The organism is Blautia sp. AF34-10, assembly GCF_003477865.1.
Classification (GTDB): domain Bacteria; phylum Bacillota; class Clostridia; order Lachnospirales; family Lachnospiraceae; genus Fusicatenibacter; species Fusicatenibacter saccharivorans.
This window is the reverse complement of record NZ_QUED01000012.1, coordinates 23,111-38,767: the sequence shown is the minus strand read 5'-3', so window position 1 is coordinate 38,767 and position 15,657 is coordinate 23,111. Positions and strand designations below refer to the sequence as shown.

Genomic DNA, 15,657 nt, shown 5'->3' with positions numbered 1-15,657 from the left:
AATATGCTGTTTAAAAACAAAATCGAATATACCAAAGAGCTGTTTGTGGAGATTTACCGCACCGAAATGAAAAAAGTGCTGCTCGTGCTGCGGATCATCACCGGTCTTGCTGTTGCGGCTGCCATTCTCTTCATGATCTACGGTGCAGTGACCCGCGGATCCGTTCTGCCGGGCGATTTCTTCAATCTGGGAATTTCTGTCCTGATGGCACTGCTGTGTACGTTTCTGCCGAATCTGATGGCCCGTTCGCAGATGAAAAAATGCAAAAAGAAAGGCCTTCTCGGACAACGTACCCTTCGTTTTACGGAGCATGTGCTCACGATGACATACGAAAAAGAGGGCAGAAGCACCGATATTCCGCTGGAGCAGCTGGCAAAGGTCACGGAGTTTGACAACTATATCCGCATCACCATCGGAGGCAGAAGCACCTTTCTCGATAAGAAACGCTTTGAAATCGGAGACGCGGCAGCGTTTGTGACCTGGGCGGAAGATAAAATCGCAGAGAATGCGGAAAAAGAGGAAGAGGCACTCGCACTCGAGGAGACAGAAAGGGAAGCTCCGGCTTTAGAAGACGGCGAAGCAAAAACGGAGGAGTCCGACGAAAATTAAATCATACATTCTGACAAAAAATATTTTGGCAGAATAGTGGAAAATGGCTGTGCATTTTTGTGCACAGTCATTTTTTGTATATTTTTGTTGTTTTTTCATACTTCATCCATTATAATAAGAGGAAGCGTACAGGTAAAACTAATCTGAAACGTATCCGGCCGGGAGTCAGAGAGGCTCTGCCGGGAGTCAAAGTGAAGGAGAGAAAGAGCATGGAAGTATTATACAAAAGTACCAGAGGCAATGGAGAAACCGTAACTGCATCCCAGGCAATCTTAAAGGGTCTGTCCGACGACGGCGGATTATTTGTACCGACCTCCATTCCAGCACTGGATGTTCCCATGGAAAAACTTGCGGCTATGAGCTATCAGGAAGTAGCATACGAGGTAATGAGCCGTTTTCTTACCGACTTTACAGAAGATGAACTGAAAAACTGTATTGCAAACGCATACGATGCGAAATTTGACACAGAGGAAATTGCACCGCTGACAAAAGCAGACGGTGTTTACTATCTGGAGCTGTTCCACGGCGCAACGATCGCGTTCAAGGACATGGCACTTTCCATTCTGCCGCATCTGATGACGACCGCCGCAAAGAAAAACGGCGTGAAAAATGAGATCGTCATCTTAACTGCTACATCGGGAGATACCGGAAAAGCAGCAATGGCAGGCTTTGCAGATGTGCCGGGCACCAGAATTATTGTATTTTACCCGAAGAACGGCGTAAGCCCGATTCAGGAAAAACAGATGGTAACACAGAAGGGCAAGAACACCCACGTTGTAGCCATCCACGGAAACTTCGACGACGCACAGACCGGCGTGAAGAAAATGTTTAACGACAAAGAGCTTGGAAAAGAGCTGGCAGATAAAGGCTTCCAGTTCAGCTCTGCAAACTCGATCAACATCGGAAGACTCGTTCCGCAGGTTGTCTACTACGTATATGCTTACGCAAACCTGGTGAAAAACGGAGAGATTGCAGACGGAGAAAAGATCAATGTAACCGTTCCGACCGGAAACTTCGGAAATATTCTCGCTGCATTCTATGCAAAACAGATGGGACTGCCGATCGCAAAACTGATCTGCGCTTCCAATGAGAACAAAGTTCTGTTTGACTTCTTCCGCACCGGCGTTTACGACAGAAACAGAGACTTTATTCTGACAACATCACCGTCCATGGATATCCTGATCTCGAGCAATCTGGAGCGTCTGATCTACCGCATCGCCGGAAACAGCGAAGCAGCAGACCGCGAGCTGATGCAGGATCTTGCAAAGGACGGAAAATATGAGATCACCGATGCGATGAAAAAAGAGCTGGCAGACTTCTACGGCAATTATGCATCCGAACAGGAGACAGCAGACGCGATTGCAAAACTGTACAGCGATACCGGATATGTGATTGATACCCATACCGCGGTTGCAGCGGCTGTATACGGAAAATACCGCGAGGAAACCTATGACGAAACCAAGACCGTCATCGCATCTACCGCAAGCCCGTATAAATTTACAAGCAGCGTTCTTGCAGCGATTGCACCGGAGTATGACACCCTTCCGGTACTGGAGCAGGTAGACAAGCTGTCTGCACTTGCCAATACCGAGATTCCGCGTGCGATCGAAGAAATCCGTACTGCACCGGTGCTTCATACGACAGAGTGTGATGTAGATCAGATGCCGGAGACTGTTCGGGCGTTTTTGAAATAAGATAAAGCAGGAGCAGAATTTTAAAACAGGCAGAGCACACAGCAGGCTTTGCCTGTTTTTGCAGGGAGAGAAGAATAAATAATGAAAAATAAAGTAATCAGGGGAGTACTGGTGGCAGCCTGCGTGACAACCGCTGTCAGTGCTGCGAACGTATTTGGAGCAGGCACAGAGCAGAGTCTGGTAAATGAGGCTTCTGCTGTTACACAGGAAGAAACAGAAGAAACATCGGAGGCGGAAACCACAGACGAAAATACGCCGGAGATGACAGAAACGGAGACGCCGGATTCGACAGCGGAAAATGCCGCCTCGGATCTTCCGGCGGCAGAAGTACAGAGCGGAAATCCCGAAGAAACGGCGGTATCCGTGCAGGCTGGAAGCTATTACCCATGGGTGAATGAGAACGGGATCTGGTATTTTAAGGATCCGGATGGTACCATTGTCAAAGGAGCCTGGAGAGAGTACGACAAGAACCGTTACTACCTGAATAATGACGGAAAAATGGCGGTCGGCTGGAAAAAACTTGATGGAGCCTGGTATTATTTCCAAAGCTGGGGCGGTGTTTACCGGGATGCCTTTTACACCGTGAAAAATGTACCGTATTATTCTGATGCGGACGGAAAAATGGCAACCGGCTGGAAACTGATCGATGATGTGTATTATTATTTTGATGATCAGGGCGCGATGTACCGGAATCGTTTTTTTGAGTATGACAAGAATACGTATTATGTTGATGCGGATGGAAAAATGGCATCCGGGTTCGAACAGATTGACGGGATCTGGTATTACTTCCGAAGCTGGGGCGGCATGGCACGAAACACCTTTCTGACGTATAAAAATAATATTTATCATGTTGATACGGATGGAAAGATGACGACCGGCTGGCTGCAGCAGGATGGAACCTGGTATTATTTCCGAAGCTGGGGCGGCATGTACCGCAGCACCTTTTTCAAAGCACCGACAGGAAGTGCACTTTACTATGCCGATGAGAACGGAAAGATGGCTGTCGGAAAAAAACAGATCGACGGTGACTGGTACTATTTCAAGGACTGGGGCGGCATGTATCAGAATGCATTCATCAAAAACGGAACGAGTGTCTGCCATGCGGCTGCAGATGGAAAACTGACCGTCGGCTGGCTGCAGCAGGGCAGTACATATTACTATTTTGATGAAACCGGAGAGCAGTATTTTGACCGCTTTTTTGAATATGACAACAATACATATCGTGTGAATGCAGATGGAAAGATGGTAACCGGCTGGCAGAAAATCAATGGTACGTATTATTATTTCCGGGGCTGGGGCGGCATGTACCGTAGTACCTTTTTCCAGCTTGGCGGTGAAACGTATTATGCCGATGCGGATGGAAAGATGGTGACGGGCTGGCTTTCGAAAGAGAACCAGTGGTATTACTTCCGGGAAAATGGTGCGATGTACCGCAATACCTTCTTTACGCATTTAAACAACAGTTACTATGCCGATGCCAACGGCGTGATGGTGACGGGAGAGCGGACTATTAACGGCGCTTCCTATTACTTTAAAGACTGGGGAGGCATGGCAAAGAACCAGTGGCTCAATGCACAGAAACGGATGGTAAGCGGTGATCCGCAGACGGGCTGGTATTACTTTGGAAGCGACGGAAAGATGGTAAAATCGTATTACGCTCTGCTGAAAAAGAACAGCAGCAACTGGTACTACAGCTTTGACGAAAACGGAGTGTGCATTCTCGCTCGAGCCAGTATGTGCGTGCAAAGGACAGCGTAAGCGGAAAATATTATACGATGGAGCATCAGTATTACACGGATCCGTCTGTGAGTGACCGTGATTTCTTTGCGGCTATCTGCAGTGCGGAGGCGGGTGTCCAGAGAAAAACAGGTATGACGGCAGTTGCGATGGTCATCCGGAACCGGATGGCGGCACAGAATATTTCGCTCCGCACCGCGATTTATAAACAGCAGCAGTTTGAACCGGCGCGGAACGGAAGTCTGACAAACTATCTGACGGGAATTGCGGAGCAGAGCAGTTCGATTATCAATCAGCTGAAAAATAATGGAGCCTACGGTGCAGTGGATGAATCCCAGTCGATCATGGATGCATATCTGAAGAACGGCACAAAGCGTGTGATCCCGGGCTTTGGCGATACGAGAGATGATTTTGATTATCTATATTTCATGACTCCGAAAGCATTTAAAAATCTGAATATGGATAAAGAAAAATGTGTGACATATACATACACCTATAAATGGACAACTTCCAGCGGAACAGCGCGGGAAGATTCCCATATTTTCTTTGTGAACTGGGTGAAAAAACAGAGCTGATCGGACGTCATATCGAAAGAAGGGGCGAACAAAAGATGACATTACAGGAAACAATCGAACAGATCCATCCGCTTTCGAAAGAGGCGATGGATCGTGCCAAGGCTCACTGGGACGGCATTGCAAAGCCGCTCCACAGCCTCGGAAAGCTGGAGGACGTGCTCATCCAGATTGCCGGAATCACCGGAAAAGAGGAGATTTCGATTGAAAAAAGAGCACTTCTGACGTTCTGTGCGGACAATGGCGTTGTGGAAGAAAACGTGACGCAGAGCGGTCAGGAAGTGACAGCGACAGTTGCGGAAAATTTTCTGCAGGAGAAGGCGACAGCAGCCATTCTCTGCCGCGGCGCGCATGCGGATCTGTTTCCGATTGATATCGGAATGGCGCGCGATACGAAGGTTCCGCGGTATAAAGTTGCGTATGGAACAAAAAATATGGCAAAAGGCCCGGCGATGACAAGGGAAGAGGCCGTTCGTGCGCTTGAAACAGGAATCGCCGTGGCGGAAGAAAAAATTGCGGCGGGCTATCAGCTGATGGCAACCGGTGAGATGGGCATTGGAAATACGACGACGAGCAGTGCAATGGCAGCCGTTTTCCTGAATCAGCCGGTTCCGGAACTGACGGGACGGGGCGCCGGGCTTTCGAGTGAAGGTCTTGCGCGGAAAATTGCAGCGATTGAAAAAGCAATTGCCATCAATCAGCCGGATCCGTCCGATCCCATCGATGTGCTGGCAAAGGTCGGCGGTTTTGACATTGCCGGCATGGCGGGTGTCTTTCTTGCAGGGGCTGCACATGGCGTTCCGGTTGTGATGGACGGCTTTATTTCCTGTGTGGCAGCGCTTCTTGCTGCACGGATTGCACCGTTTGCAAAGGACTATATGATCGCTTCGCACGTATCGAAGGAGCCGGCGGCGCATCTGCTGCTTGCAGAGCTTGGAAAAGAAGCCTTCCTGCACTGCGATATGTGTCTGGGCGAGGGAACGGGCGCCATCATGCTTTTCCCGATTCTGGATCAGGCAAATGCCGTATACCGCGGCATGGCGACATTTGACGAGGCACAGATCGAAACGTATGTGCCGCTGACTTAAAAAAGGCAGGTGAAACGATGATACATCTGGTTACAGGCGGCAGCGGCAGCGGAAAATCGGCGTATGCGGAGCAGTGTATTCTGGATTTTGGCGGAACACGGAGGGTTTATATCGCAACGATGCAGCCGTTCGGTGCGGAAGGGCAGGCGCGTATTGCACGCCACCGGAAGATGCGCGCGGCAAAGAAGTTTTCGACGATTGAGTGTTATACGAATTTAAAAGAAGTGGAGCTGGAACCGGGAAGCGATGTGCTGCTCGAATGTATGTCGAATCTCACGGCAAATGAAATATTTGATCCATCCGGGGCGGGAAAAGCGCGGACGGAGGAGGAAATTCTTGCGGGCGTTTCCCGTCTGGCCAATCAGGCGCGGAATCTGGTTCTGGTGACGAATGAAATTTTTTCGGACGGATACCGATATGAGGAGGAGACGATGGAATACCAGCGGATCCTGGGAAACATTAATGTACGTCTGGCAGAGATGGCGGACTGTGTGACCGAGGTTGTGTATGGGATTCCCGTCAGAATAAAAAAAGAATAAGATGAAAACGATATGGAATAATTTTAAAGTGGCGTTTGCCATGTACTCGAAAATCCCGATGCCGCCGGCAGACTGGGAAAAAGAGAACATGAAATATGCGTTGTGTTTCTTTCCGTGGGTCGGACTGGCTGTCGGTGCAGTTTCGGCGGTGCTTTTCTGGCTGCTGCAGCAGATTGGCGCGGGAAGCATGCTGCGGGCTGCAGTGCTGACGGCAGTTCCGGTTCTGGTGACGGGCGGCATTCACCTCGACGGCTATCTGGATACGATGGATGCGTTAAGTTCCTGGAGAGAAAAACAGCGCCGACTGGAAATCTTAAAAGACCCGCACGCCGGAGCATTTGCGATTATTATGGGATGTCTGTATTTTGTACTGTACGCGGGCGCAGCCGGAGAACTTGTCTGGAAGATTTTTCCGGCGTATGCATTTGGCTTCGCAGTTTCGAGATCGTTCAGCGGTCTTTCGATCGCGTTTTTTCCAAATGCCAATCCGAAAGGAACAGCGGCAGCGTTTGGCATGAGCGCAGAGAAAAAAAGAACGGCGGCGGTGCTTGTTGTGACGATTTTTGCCGTGACGGCGCTCTCAGCTTCGTTCTGCGTCTGGGCGGCACTGGATGTACTGGTTGTATCGGCACTGGTATTCTGTTATTATAAATGGAAAAGCAGTAAGTATTTTGGAGGAATTACAGGAGATCTCGCAGGCTATTTCCTTTCGCTCTGTGAGCTGGCACAGCTCCTGTCTCTTGTGGTACTTTCTCTTGGAATGGAGAACTGGAAATGAAATTAGTAATTGGAGGGGCTTTTCAGGGAAAGCTTGACTTTGCAAAGAAGATGACCGGAAAAGAAACAGGATGGGCCGATGGGGCAGCAGTTTTGAAAGAGGAGCTGTCGGCATGTTCCGGCGTATATGATTTTCAGGAACTGGTCCGCAGATGGCTCCTTCTGGAAGAGGAGACCGGGACTGCACCGGAAGCGGAACTGGAAGACTGCTGCAGAAAAATCCGGAAATCTGCATTGTTACGAATGAACTCGGTTACGGAGTGGTTCCGATCGAACCCTTCGACCGGAAATGGCGGGAAAAGACGGGGCGCATCTGTACGGAGCTGGCAGCAAAGGCTGATTCGGTAACCCGTGTGGTGTGCGGAATCGGAATCCTGCTGAAAGGTGAGGAAAAACATGATTAAAATTGCAATGATCCGCCATGGAAAAACCTATGGCAATACATTAGGACGGTATATCGGCGTGACGGATGAACACTGTGTGAGGAAGGGAAAAAAGAGCTGGAACAGCGGACGATGGATACTGTTGAGCTTCTGTTCGTCAGCCCGCTGAAACGGTGTCTGGAAACGGCAGACATTCTGTATCCGTACGCCAAACAGGTCAAAATCCCGGAATTTGCAGAGTGCAATTTTGGTGAGTTTGAGAACAAAAATTATCAGGAATTAAAAGATAATCCGAAATACCAGGAGTGGATTGATTCCATGGCGACGCTTGCCTTTCCGGGCGGTGAGAGCCCGCAGCAGTTCAAGGACCGCTGCATCGCCGGCTTTGACAAGATGGTGGATACGTGTATCCGCCGCCATTACCGCAACGTGGCGATGGTGGTGCACGGAGGCACGATCATGAGTATCCTTGAGCAGTACGGCGTGCCACAGAAGAGTTACTATGACTGGCGAGTAGAAAACGGCTGTGGATATCATCTGTATCTCTCGGAGCAGAACTGGAAAATGGGCCGTAGAGAAGCGGTGGTGGAATCGGAGATAAGGCGGTAAACAAAAATGGTGACAGCAGAATGCCATGCCCATATTTTTATGGACGGTGTGGATTACAAAAAGGCGGCGGCAGCGCATGAAAACGGCCCGCGAGAGGATCTGATCCGGGAACATCTGGCGGCGTATCAGAAGGCAGGGATTTCCTATGTGCGTGACGGCGGAGATCCGTACGGGGCGGGTGTTCTTGCACGGAGCCTTGCGCCGGAGTACGGGATCACATACCGCACACCGGTTTTTGCGATTCACAGGGCGGGCCGTTATGGAAAAATTGTCGGACGCGCATTTTCAGACTGGAAAGAGTATTGTACGCTTGTGCGTGAAGTACGCCGTGCGGGCGGAGATTTTATCAAGATCATGACGACGGGAATCCTGGATTTCGCGACAAAGGGGCATGTGACCAGTGAGCCGCTTTCCAGGGAAGAGGTTTTTGCAATGACGGCTGCGGCGCATGATGCGGGGCTTTCTGTGATGGCGCATGTGAACGGCGCACAGGCTGTGATGGATGCGGCAGAGGCAGGCGTGGACTCGGTTGAGCACGGGAACTTTCAGAATGAAGAGAGCATCTGCTGTATGGCAGAGCATGCAACAATCTGGGTGCCGACAATTGTGACGGTTTCGAATCTTCTGGAGAACGGCAGATATCCGGCTGAAACGCTGGCGTGGATTTTTGAGACGCAGAAAAAAGGTCTGCAGCTCGCATTTGAAAAGGACGTTGTGCTTGCGGCGGGAAGTGATGCCGGCGCATACGGCGTACTTCACGGAAAAGGAATCCGGGAAGAAGAGCGTGTAATGCGAAAAATCCTTGGGGCAGAAAATGGGCAGGAGCTGGAAAAGCGGCTTGCGTTTGGAGAAAAAAAGATCCGGGAAAAGTTCTGAAAATTTTCTGCGTTTCAGGCTTTAGAAAAAATTTAGAATTAAACGGGCAGACAATGCTTGCGCTTTCGCCCGGACTATGGTAAGTTTAAATCACTTTTACAAGAACTTTAGAGAAAATGAAACAGGGATATTCTGAGACAGAGGGTAAATGCTATCCTCTGTTTTTTGCGTGCAAAAATGACAGTCTGGATGTCCGCATCGACGGAAGGGAGCAAATGAAAGCAAAAGGAAAACTGGGGCTGCAAGGCTTTCTTTCCTTCCTTTTTCTGGCGGCGGGATGGTATCTGATGCAGTATTTCTGCGCCTATGTCGTACTGTCCGGGTCCATGGAACCGGAGATCCCGACGGGATCTGTTGTGGTTGTGGATGGACGGAAGAAGGAATGGAATCCGGGGGATGTGATTACCTACCGGAGAGGAAATATGGTGGTGACACACCGGATCGTGGAAAAGAGCGAGGAAGGATACTGTACTAAGGGGGATGCCAACGCGGAGGAAGATGCAGGCATCGTTTTGGAAAAACAGGTGATCGGGAATGTGATCGTAGCTCTTCCCTGGCTTGGCTTTGGTATCGTCTGGCTCCGGCAGAGAGGAACACTCTTTTTTCTGGCCGTGGGAGCGGTGATGCTTTTTACAATCCGGCAGCTTTGGCACGGTAGAAAAATCATGCAGGAAAACAAGTTATAAAAAGAATTAGCAAAATTATTTAGGAAAACGGGAGGAATTGATCTATGAAAAAACAGCGGAAAATCGTATTCTGGGCAGCATCACTGCTTCTGACAGGAGCCCTGGCAGCGGGCGGAACACTGGCGTATCTGACGGATAAGGATTCTGTGACGAACCAGTTTGTTGTGGGAAAAGTAGATATCGAAGGAAATGAACCATCGTACGCACCGGATCCGGACGGAAAGACCAATCATATTGTGCCGACTCAGGTGATTCCGAAGGACCCGCGTATCAAAAATAAAGGTAAAAATGATTCTTACGTCTATATGGATGTTTCCATACCAATCGCAAAAGTGATCGTTGCAGATACATCCGGAAACCGTTTAAACGGCGGGGCAGCCGTCGATACGGAGCTGTTTTCGATGAATCAGCTTTCGAAAAAATGGGTGCTGATGTACAAGAAAAAACAGAACAATTCGATGGTATATACATATCTCTACAATGAAGTGCTTGCAGCTGGCAAAACGACGGAGCCTTTATTTACGAGCGTGACAGTAGCTAATATCGTGGAAGGGCAGCTGGATGAAAAAGAGGTCGATATTCCGATCAATTATTATGCAATCCAGGCGCTGAATACCGGTGAGGGAAGTACGGCTGCCGAGCGGGCAGCAAAGGCCTGGGAGAAGTATGTAAATCAGAATAATGGGCAGAAGGGGCAGGTAACGGCACCGCAGTCGGAGCCGGAACAGACAGAAGCACCTGGAATTTAAGCAGTTTTCTGGGGGACAAAAGATGAAGAAAAAGACGAAACGGCTGTTTTTCCTTGCGGGTGCGGCCGGGTGTACGATGGCGGCAGCCATTTGGCTGCTGCCGGGAACTTCGGCGTATTTTACAGATCACGAGAGTGTCTGGAATCGTATGGTGTTCGGACATAATACAAGTACTATCGATGAAGAATTTCCGACACCGACGCCCGTACCGCCAGGGAAAAGTGTGGTAAAGAGAGTAAAAATCAGAAATGAAGGTTCCGTTGCCTGCTATATTCGTGCGGCACTTATATTCAGTGAACCAATTGAAGCGATTGAGGGACTTGATACGGAAAACTGGGTAAAAGGAGAAGATGACTACTATTATTACAAAAAACCGGTTTCAGAAGGCGAAAGCACGACGGAATTGTTTACCGGAATCCGCGTTGCAAAAGAAATGGAACAGAAAGAACTTGAGGTTTCGGTCTATGAGGAATCGGTGCAGATCCAGAAGGGGAATATGGTATTTCACGGCTATCGGGAGGCATGGGATGCTTATGAGAGAGGTGGTCAGACATGAAAGGAAAACGCGTCAGGATCGGATGTGCGGCGGCGAGTCTTCTGATGGGAATCAGCGGAACGTATGCATATTACCGGAGCAGTGTTGAGACCATTAACAAAATAGCTGTCGGAGATGTAAATATTGGAATCTGGGAATATGAGGAAGACGGGGATGGAGAAAAGAAGTATGAGGGACCGGAAAACGGCATTGTACTGCCTTCCCAGGTGATTTCAAAAATTCCGCGGATCACCAATTATGCTGAACCATGCTATGTCCGGGTAAAGCCTGTGTTTGATGCGGAAGAAACGCAGGATTACCGTCTGGGGGAAGAGGACCTTGGGGGAATCGAGGACGTCTGGCTGAAAGCAGGAGAGTATTATTATTATCCCAAAGTGCTGGGAAAGCAGGAATCTGTCGATTTTTTCCGTACAATCACCATTCCATCTGCGTGGACCAGTGAGGCGGAGGGACAGGTGCTGTCCGTTGAAATCCAGGCGGAGGCCGTACAGGCAGCGAATGTGACGCCGGATTTTACGGCAGAAGCTCCGTGGGGAGAAGAACTGGAAATAGAACAGTGTGTCCACGAGGCGGATAATACCGTTTCGGAGGTTTCGCAGCAGAGCTTCCTCACCGTTTCGTACGAAGGAGCAGCGCGGAATCTGATCTTGGCACCCGACAATTTCTTTCGGAACTTTCCAGTGCTGATGCCGGGAGATGAATGGGAAGATACGTTCACACTGGTGAACACGACAGCAAGCCGTGCAGAATTTTTTCTGCGGACGGAACTTCCGGAAGAACTCAGTGAAGCAGAAAAAGAACTGCTTTCCAAGGTGAAACTGGAAATACGAGAGGGAGACAGCGTGATTTATGAAGGTGATTTAGAGAGTGAGGGACTATGGGCAGCAAAAAGTCTTGGAATATGCAGTCCAGATGAACGGAAAGAAATCTGTTTTTCAATCCGTGTGCCGTCAGAACTTGGAAATGAATGGGCACTTCGGAAAAGCGGGGTAAAATGGATTTTTTCTGTCGAAGGAGAAGATCTGCCGCAGGAAGAAGGCCCCTCTATCTGGCACAGCGCGCCAAAAACAGGTCTGCGCGATCCGTCAGCAGCGGTCCCCATTGGAATTGCCGTGACAGGAGCCTTCCTGTTTCTTGCCGCGGGCCGGTCTGAAAGGAGGAAAGAATGAAAAGAGCAAAGAAAAGCTTCTGGTTTCTCGCAGGAATTCTGCTGTTGTTGGGATTTTGTTTTCGGGAAGATGTTCTGGCTTCGAGTCTTACGAGTCTTCCTTCTCTTTCGAAAGCCGGAATCGGAGAAGTTGTATCATCGGACTCTGTTATTGACGGCCGATATGATTTTACCCCGCTGATCGGAAGTGAGACAAAAATCCGTTTTGGAAGTACAGATGGAAGTACCTGGGACAATCTGTTCTGCAAAAACGGAGAGAGCCATTCGAAATGCTGTTCCACATGGTGGCCGGCGGCCGATGTGAAGGGATGGAGTAATCTCCGTTCCTTCACGCCGCTGGAGTCGAAAAAAGGAAAAATGTATGCGGAATATACGAATGTTGGAGAGTGCCACGGGGAAAATGTAACGATGCGGATCTGGCTGGAAGACTGGCAGAACACGGTTGTACCATCAGGGTATGAGGACGTGGATGCGGTAGTCGTGGCGATTGACCACAATAAGCCGGTCATTGATATTAAAGGTCTGCTCTGGATCAAGGTACGGTTTGCTTATTACGACAGTAAAGGAAATCCGCTGAATGTGAAAGGATATTTTACACTTTCAGATCTGGACTTTAAGCAGGGCTTTTATCTGGCTGATGAGACAGAACATATCTATCTGACGAAGGAGGCAGATGCCAGAATCGTCTACGATGCCAGAACAGAAGCGATCTGGTCGGCAAGACGCGGCTCTGAGCCGGACGGTGGAACAACTCCGGAAAATTCGGAAGGCTGGGTTACAGTTACCTTTGAAGGAAATTCCCAGACGATGATTTTCTATGATGGAGGCACTAACGACGCGGTAACTGGTCCCGGCGGCGGAGTGAAAGCACCGAAAAAATGGCCGGATAATTTTGTAAACGATACTTCCAGTACGTACAACAACTGGCATGGAGCATCCCGGGAAACGGGAATAACTGTTGTGCCGTGGAATACTTCGGAATTTGGTTACACAGCGAACGTTCCCTGTCATCTGTCGAAAGTAGGAGATCTTGTAGTGAAAAAAATGGATGCAGAGACAAAAGAAGCTCTTTCGGGTGCAGAATTTACCGTGTACCGCTGGAAAAACAACACCTGGAGTGAATTCAAAAAGATGAACTGGGTGAAAAAAACGGGTTCTTATCTGCTGGAGGGAATTCGGGATACAGACAGTGAAAATGGAAAATTCCGTGTTGTGGAGACAAAGAATCCAGCTGGTTATGCAGGAAGCTGGGAGCAGGAATTTTCCATTGACAAGGAAGGCATGCAGACGATCCATCTGGAGGCAGAAAACACAAGAAAAACAGGCTCACTGAAGATAAAAAAGACGGAAGAAAACTCAGGGAAAGCACTTTCTGGTGCAACATATCAGGTGATTGCGAGCGGAGCAATTACAACGGTAAACGGAACAGTGCTGTTTCCGGATCAGGCGGTAGCAGCTGTGCTGAAAACGGATGAAAATGGAGAGGCGTTCAAAAACGGGCTGGAGTACGGAACGTATCTTGTGCGGGAAACGGCGGCTCCAAATGGATATGTGCTGGATCCGACGGAAAAGAAAATAACGATCGGGGAACAAAACGCACAGATCACACTGACGTTTACAAACTGGAAGAACCGTTTTGTTCTGCAGAAAGTAAGTCAGGGAGACGGAAAAGTGCTTCAGGGAGCAGCCTTTCATATCTGGACGAAAGATGGAAGTTTTGATGAGACAAAAAAGACGGATGCAAATGGAAAAATTGAGCTGACGGGACTTTTGGACGGTGTCTGGTACTATCAGGAGACAGCATCTCCGGAGGGCTATCTGCTGGACAGCACATGCCGGGAATTTGTGGTAGAAAACGGAAAAATTGACGGTAAATCGGAACTGTCGGTGGCGGTCGAAAATGATGGAACACATCTGACAATTGAAAAAATAGATGCAGAGAGCGGAAAACGAATTTCCGGCGCAAAGCTGGTATTAAAAGATATGGATGGAAACCGTGTGGACAGCTGGATTTCAGGAGGAAGCGGCCCGCATGAACTGGAAAAATTAAAGCCGGGTTCTTATGTCCTTGTGGAGGAGGCCGCGCCGGATGGATACCTTGCGGCAGAACCGGTTTCGTTTGTGCTGGAGGCAAAACAGGAAGTGCAGACCGTGACGATGAAGGATCTTGCATGTGAAACCTTGACGATTACAAAGAAGATCAAGGCGGATGAGATTACATGGGCGCATGGAAATCCAACGTTTCTGTTTTCCGTGAAGGGAAAGGATCTGTATGGAAAAGAACATACATACCAATGCTATCTTACGTTTACAAAAACACAGGTGGAGAAAACGACAGATCAGGACGGCTACACGGAACAGTCGGTACAGATCCGGGGAATTCCGGCAGGAAACGATTACCGGGTACAGGAGAAGAAGGTGCTGCGGTATTCGCTTATGCAGGTGACAGGTACGAAGAATGTTACCGTGAAAAAACTAGAAGAGCCGGCATATGGAAAAGATCCTGCGCGCGTCTTTTCGGTATCGGTAAATCTTTGCGGACATCCCAAAGAAAGTGAGGTTGTATTTGAAAATCAGAAATACCGCTGGGATGATTATGGACACAACAGTATTGTAAAAAACCGGATTCCGGTTGAATAACAAAACGGAAAAACATTCCACCATCGGTTCGGGTGGTGGAATGAAAACAAAATGGAGAGAGAAAAAATCAGCAGAAAAAGAAGAGGGATTGCAGTTCTGACATTGGCGGCGCTTTTTTTCTGGTATCTGCCGCAGATTCAGGTAAGCCGGCAGATTCGAAAAGAACAGGAAGAAGCGGTGGAGATGTATGTCAGAGAAGAAAAAGAAGAGAACAAAGAGGAAAACGAAAAAAGCGAAGAAGTGCAGGAGCAGGAACCGGGCAGTACAGACAAAAATCTGTTTCGGACAATTGATTTTGCAGGACTTCGATCAAAAAATAGAGAAATCTGCGCGTGGCTCTGGATTCCGGCTGCGCCTTAGATGTTCCGGTTGCGCACGGGCAGGATAACGCATATTATCTGACACACGATGCGTTTTGCAGGGAGCGGATTTACGGCAGTATTTTTGCACCGTGTGATACACCGGAGGATTTTTCTGAACGTCACACGATTTTATATGGGCATAATATGCGGGATGGAACGATGTTCGGAGGATTGAAAAAGTATCGTGAAGCGTCGTGGAAACAGGAATTTCCGTATCTGTACCTGTATTTGCCGGGTGAAGCATGGCAGTGCCGTATTTGGAGTGTGGAGGAGACGGATGCCAAAAGTGATGTTTACCGGCTGGGAGCATGGAGCGATGCGGACTGGAATGCATGGGTACAGGAAAGAAAAGAAAACAGCATTATCTTTGGCAGCGGTGAGGAAAAGGAAGTTCAAAAGATACTTACCCTTTCCACCTGCATTGGTGACGGCAGCAGTTCACAGAGACTGGCTGTACATGCGGCGGTGGAGATGATTTTTGCAACAAAATCTGGAAGGGAAGAGGGTTCTGTGCTAGAATAAGACAGAATCAAAAGACTTATGATACAGAGCAGGAAAAAGGATGGCGATAAGACATGAAAGAACTGTACACGGCAGCAGGAATTTTTGTGG

At 48.8% G+C, this 15,657-nt stretch carries 18 protein-coding genes; all 18 read left to right on the top strand.

Annotated features, from left to right (window positions below):
- Positions 1 to 3: 3 nt before the first annotated feature.
- The 18 genes from DWZ60_RS09035 (at position 4) to DWZ60_RS08955 (ending at position 15,567) form a co-directional block, all read left to right on the top strand.
- Positions 4 to 609, top strand: a complete 606-nt coding sequence (locus DWZ60_RS09035) for a hypothetical protein (RefSeq protein ID WP_119221549.1) — start codon at positions 4 to 6, stop codon at positions 607 to 609.
- A 209-nt stretch (positions 610 to 818) separates the two neighbouring features.
- Entirely contained in the window at positions 819 to 2,303 is a 1,485-nt protein-coding gene (gene thrC, locus DWZ60_RS09030; protein ID WP_117760348.1) for a threonine synthase, read from the top strand.
- Between the two features lie 81 nt (positions 2,304 to 2,384).
- Positions 2,385 to 4,061 carry a hypothetical protein gene (locus DWZ60_RS09025; RefSeq protein WP_119221548.1) on the top strand — a complete coding sequence of 559 codons (1,677 nt, stop codon included), beginning with the start codon at positions 2,385 to 2,387 and terminating at the stop codon, positions 4,059 to 4,061.
- A complete protein-coding gene (locus tag DWZ60_RS09020) occupies positions 4,040 to 4,615 on the top strand; it encodes a cell wall hydrolase (RefSeq protein WP_119188477.1) in 576 nt (191 codons plus the stop codon). Before DWZ60_RS09025 ends, DWZ60_RS09020 begins: the two co-directional genes overlap by 22 nt.
- Before the next feature lie 35 nt (positions 4,616 to 4,650).
- Entirely contained in the window at positions 4,651 to 5,700 is a 1,050-nt protein-coding gene (gene cobT, locus DWZ60_RS09015) for a nicotinate-nucleotide--dimethylbenzimidazole phosphoribosyltransferase (RefSeq protein ID WP_022462290.1), read from the top strand.
- Between the two features lie 17 nt (positions 5,701 to 5,717).
- Positions 5,718 to 6,239, top strand: coding sequence for a bifunctional adenosylcobinamide kinase/adenosylcobinamide-phosphate guanylyltransferase (locus tag DWZ60_RS09010; protein WP_117509027.1), 522 nt, complete (start codon positions 5,718 to 5,720; stop codon positions 6,237 to 6,239).
- 1 nt (position 6,240) lies between these two features.
- A complete protein-coding gene (locus DWZ60_RS09005; RefSeq protein ID WP_055226435.1) occupies positions 6,241 to 7,017 on the top strand; it encodes an adenosylcobinamide-GDP ribazoletransferase in 777 nt (258 codons plus the stop codon).
- 151 nt (positions 7,018 to 7,168) lie between these two features.
- Positions 7,169 to 7,420: a bifunctional adenosylcobinamide kinase/adenosylcobinamide-phosphate guanylyltransferase gene (locus DWZ60_RS18115; RefSeq protein ID WP_243038271.1), complete on the top strand. Its 252-nt coding sequence runs from the start codon at positions 7,169 to 7,171 to the stop codon at positions 7,418 to 7,420.
- Entirely contained in the window at positions 7,413 to 7,568 is a 156-nt protein-coding gene (locus DWZ60_RS18110; protein ID WP_242998336.1) for a hypothetical protein, read from the top strand. The genes DWZ60_RS18115 and DWZ60_RS18110 overlap by 8 nt, the downstream gene beginning before the upstream one ends.
- Complete coding sequence (locus DWZ60_RS08995; protein WP_243038270.1) at positions 7,532 to 8,008, top strand: histidine phosphatase family protein; 477 nt, start codon at positions 7,532 to 7,534, stop codon at positions 8,006 to 8,008. The genes DWZ60_RS18110 and DWZ60_RS08995 overlap by 37 nt, the downstream gene beginning before the upstream one ends.
- Positions 8,009 to 8,014: 6 nt before the next feature.
- A complete protein-coding gene (locus DWZ60_RS08990) occupies positions 8,015 to 8,884 on the top strand; it encodes an amidohydrolase family protein (RefSeq protein WP_243038269.1) in 870 nt (289 codons plus the stop codon).
- Between the two features lie 116 nt (positions 8,885 to 9,000).
- On the top strand, positions 9,001 to 9,570 hold the full coding sequence (locus DWZ60_RS08985; protein WP_117760345.1) for a signal peptidase I: 570 nt from the start codon (positions 9,001 to 9,003) through the stop codon (positions 9,568 to 9,570).
- A 44-nt stretch (positions 9,571 to 9,614) separates the two neighbouring features.
- Positions 9,615 to 10,319, top strand: coding sequence for a SipW-dependent-type signal peptide-containing protein (locus DWZ60_RS08980; RefSeq protein WP_119221547.1), 705 nt, complete (start codon positions 9,615 to 9,617; stop codon positions 10,317 to 10,319).
- Between the two features lie 22 nt (positions 10,320 to 10,341).
- Positions 10,342 to 10,875: a hypothetical protein gene (locus tag DWZ60_RS08975; RefSeq protein WP_022462298.1), complete on the top strand. Its 534-nt coding sequence runs from the start codon at positions 10,342 to 10,344 to the stop codon at positions 10,873 to 10,875.
- Positions 10,872 to 12,044, top strand: a complete 1,173-nt coding sequence (locus DWZ60_RS08970; RefSeq protein WP_119221546.1) for a hypothetical protein — start codon at positions 10,872 to 10,874, stop codon at positions 12,042 to 12,044. The genes DWZ60_RS08975 and DWZ60_RS08970 overlap by 4 nt, the downstream gene beginning before the upstream one ends.
- Positions 12,041 to 14,683, top strand: coding sequence for a SpaA isopeptide-forming pilin-related protein (locus DWZ60_RS08965; RefSeq protein WP_119221545.1), 2,643 nt, complete (start codon positions 12,041 to 12,043; stop codon positions 14,681 to 14,683). Before DWZ60_RS08970 ends, DWZ60_RS08965 begins: the two co-directional genes overlap by 4 nt.
- Before the next feature lie 51 nt (positions 14,684 to 14,734).
- A complete protein-coding gene (locus tag DWZ60_RS08960; protein ID WP_119221544.1) occupies positions 14,735 to 15,043 on the top strand; it encodes a hypothetical protein in 309 nt (102 codons plus the stop codon).
- On the top strand, positions 15,016 to 15,567 hold the full coding sequence (locus tag DWZ60_RS08955) for a class B sortase (protein ID WP_158576372.1): 552 nt from the start codon (positions 15,016 to 15,018) through the stop codon (positions 15,565 to 15,567). The genes DWZ60_RS08960 and DWZ60_RS08955 overlap by 28 nt, the downstream gene beginning before the upstream one ends.
- The last annotated feature ends 90 nt before the right edge of the window (positions 15,568 to 15,657 follow it).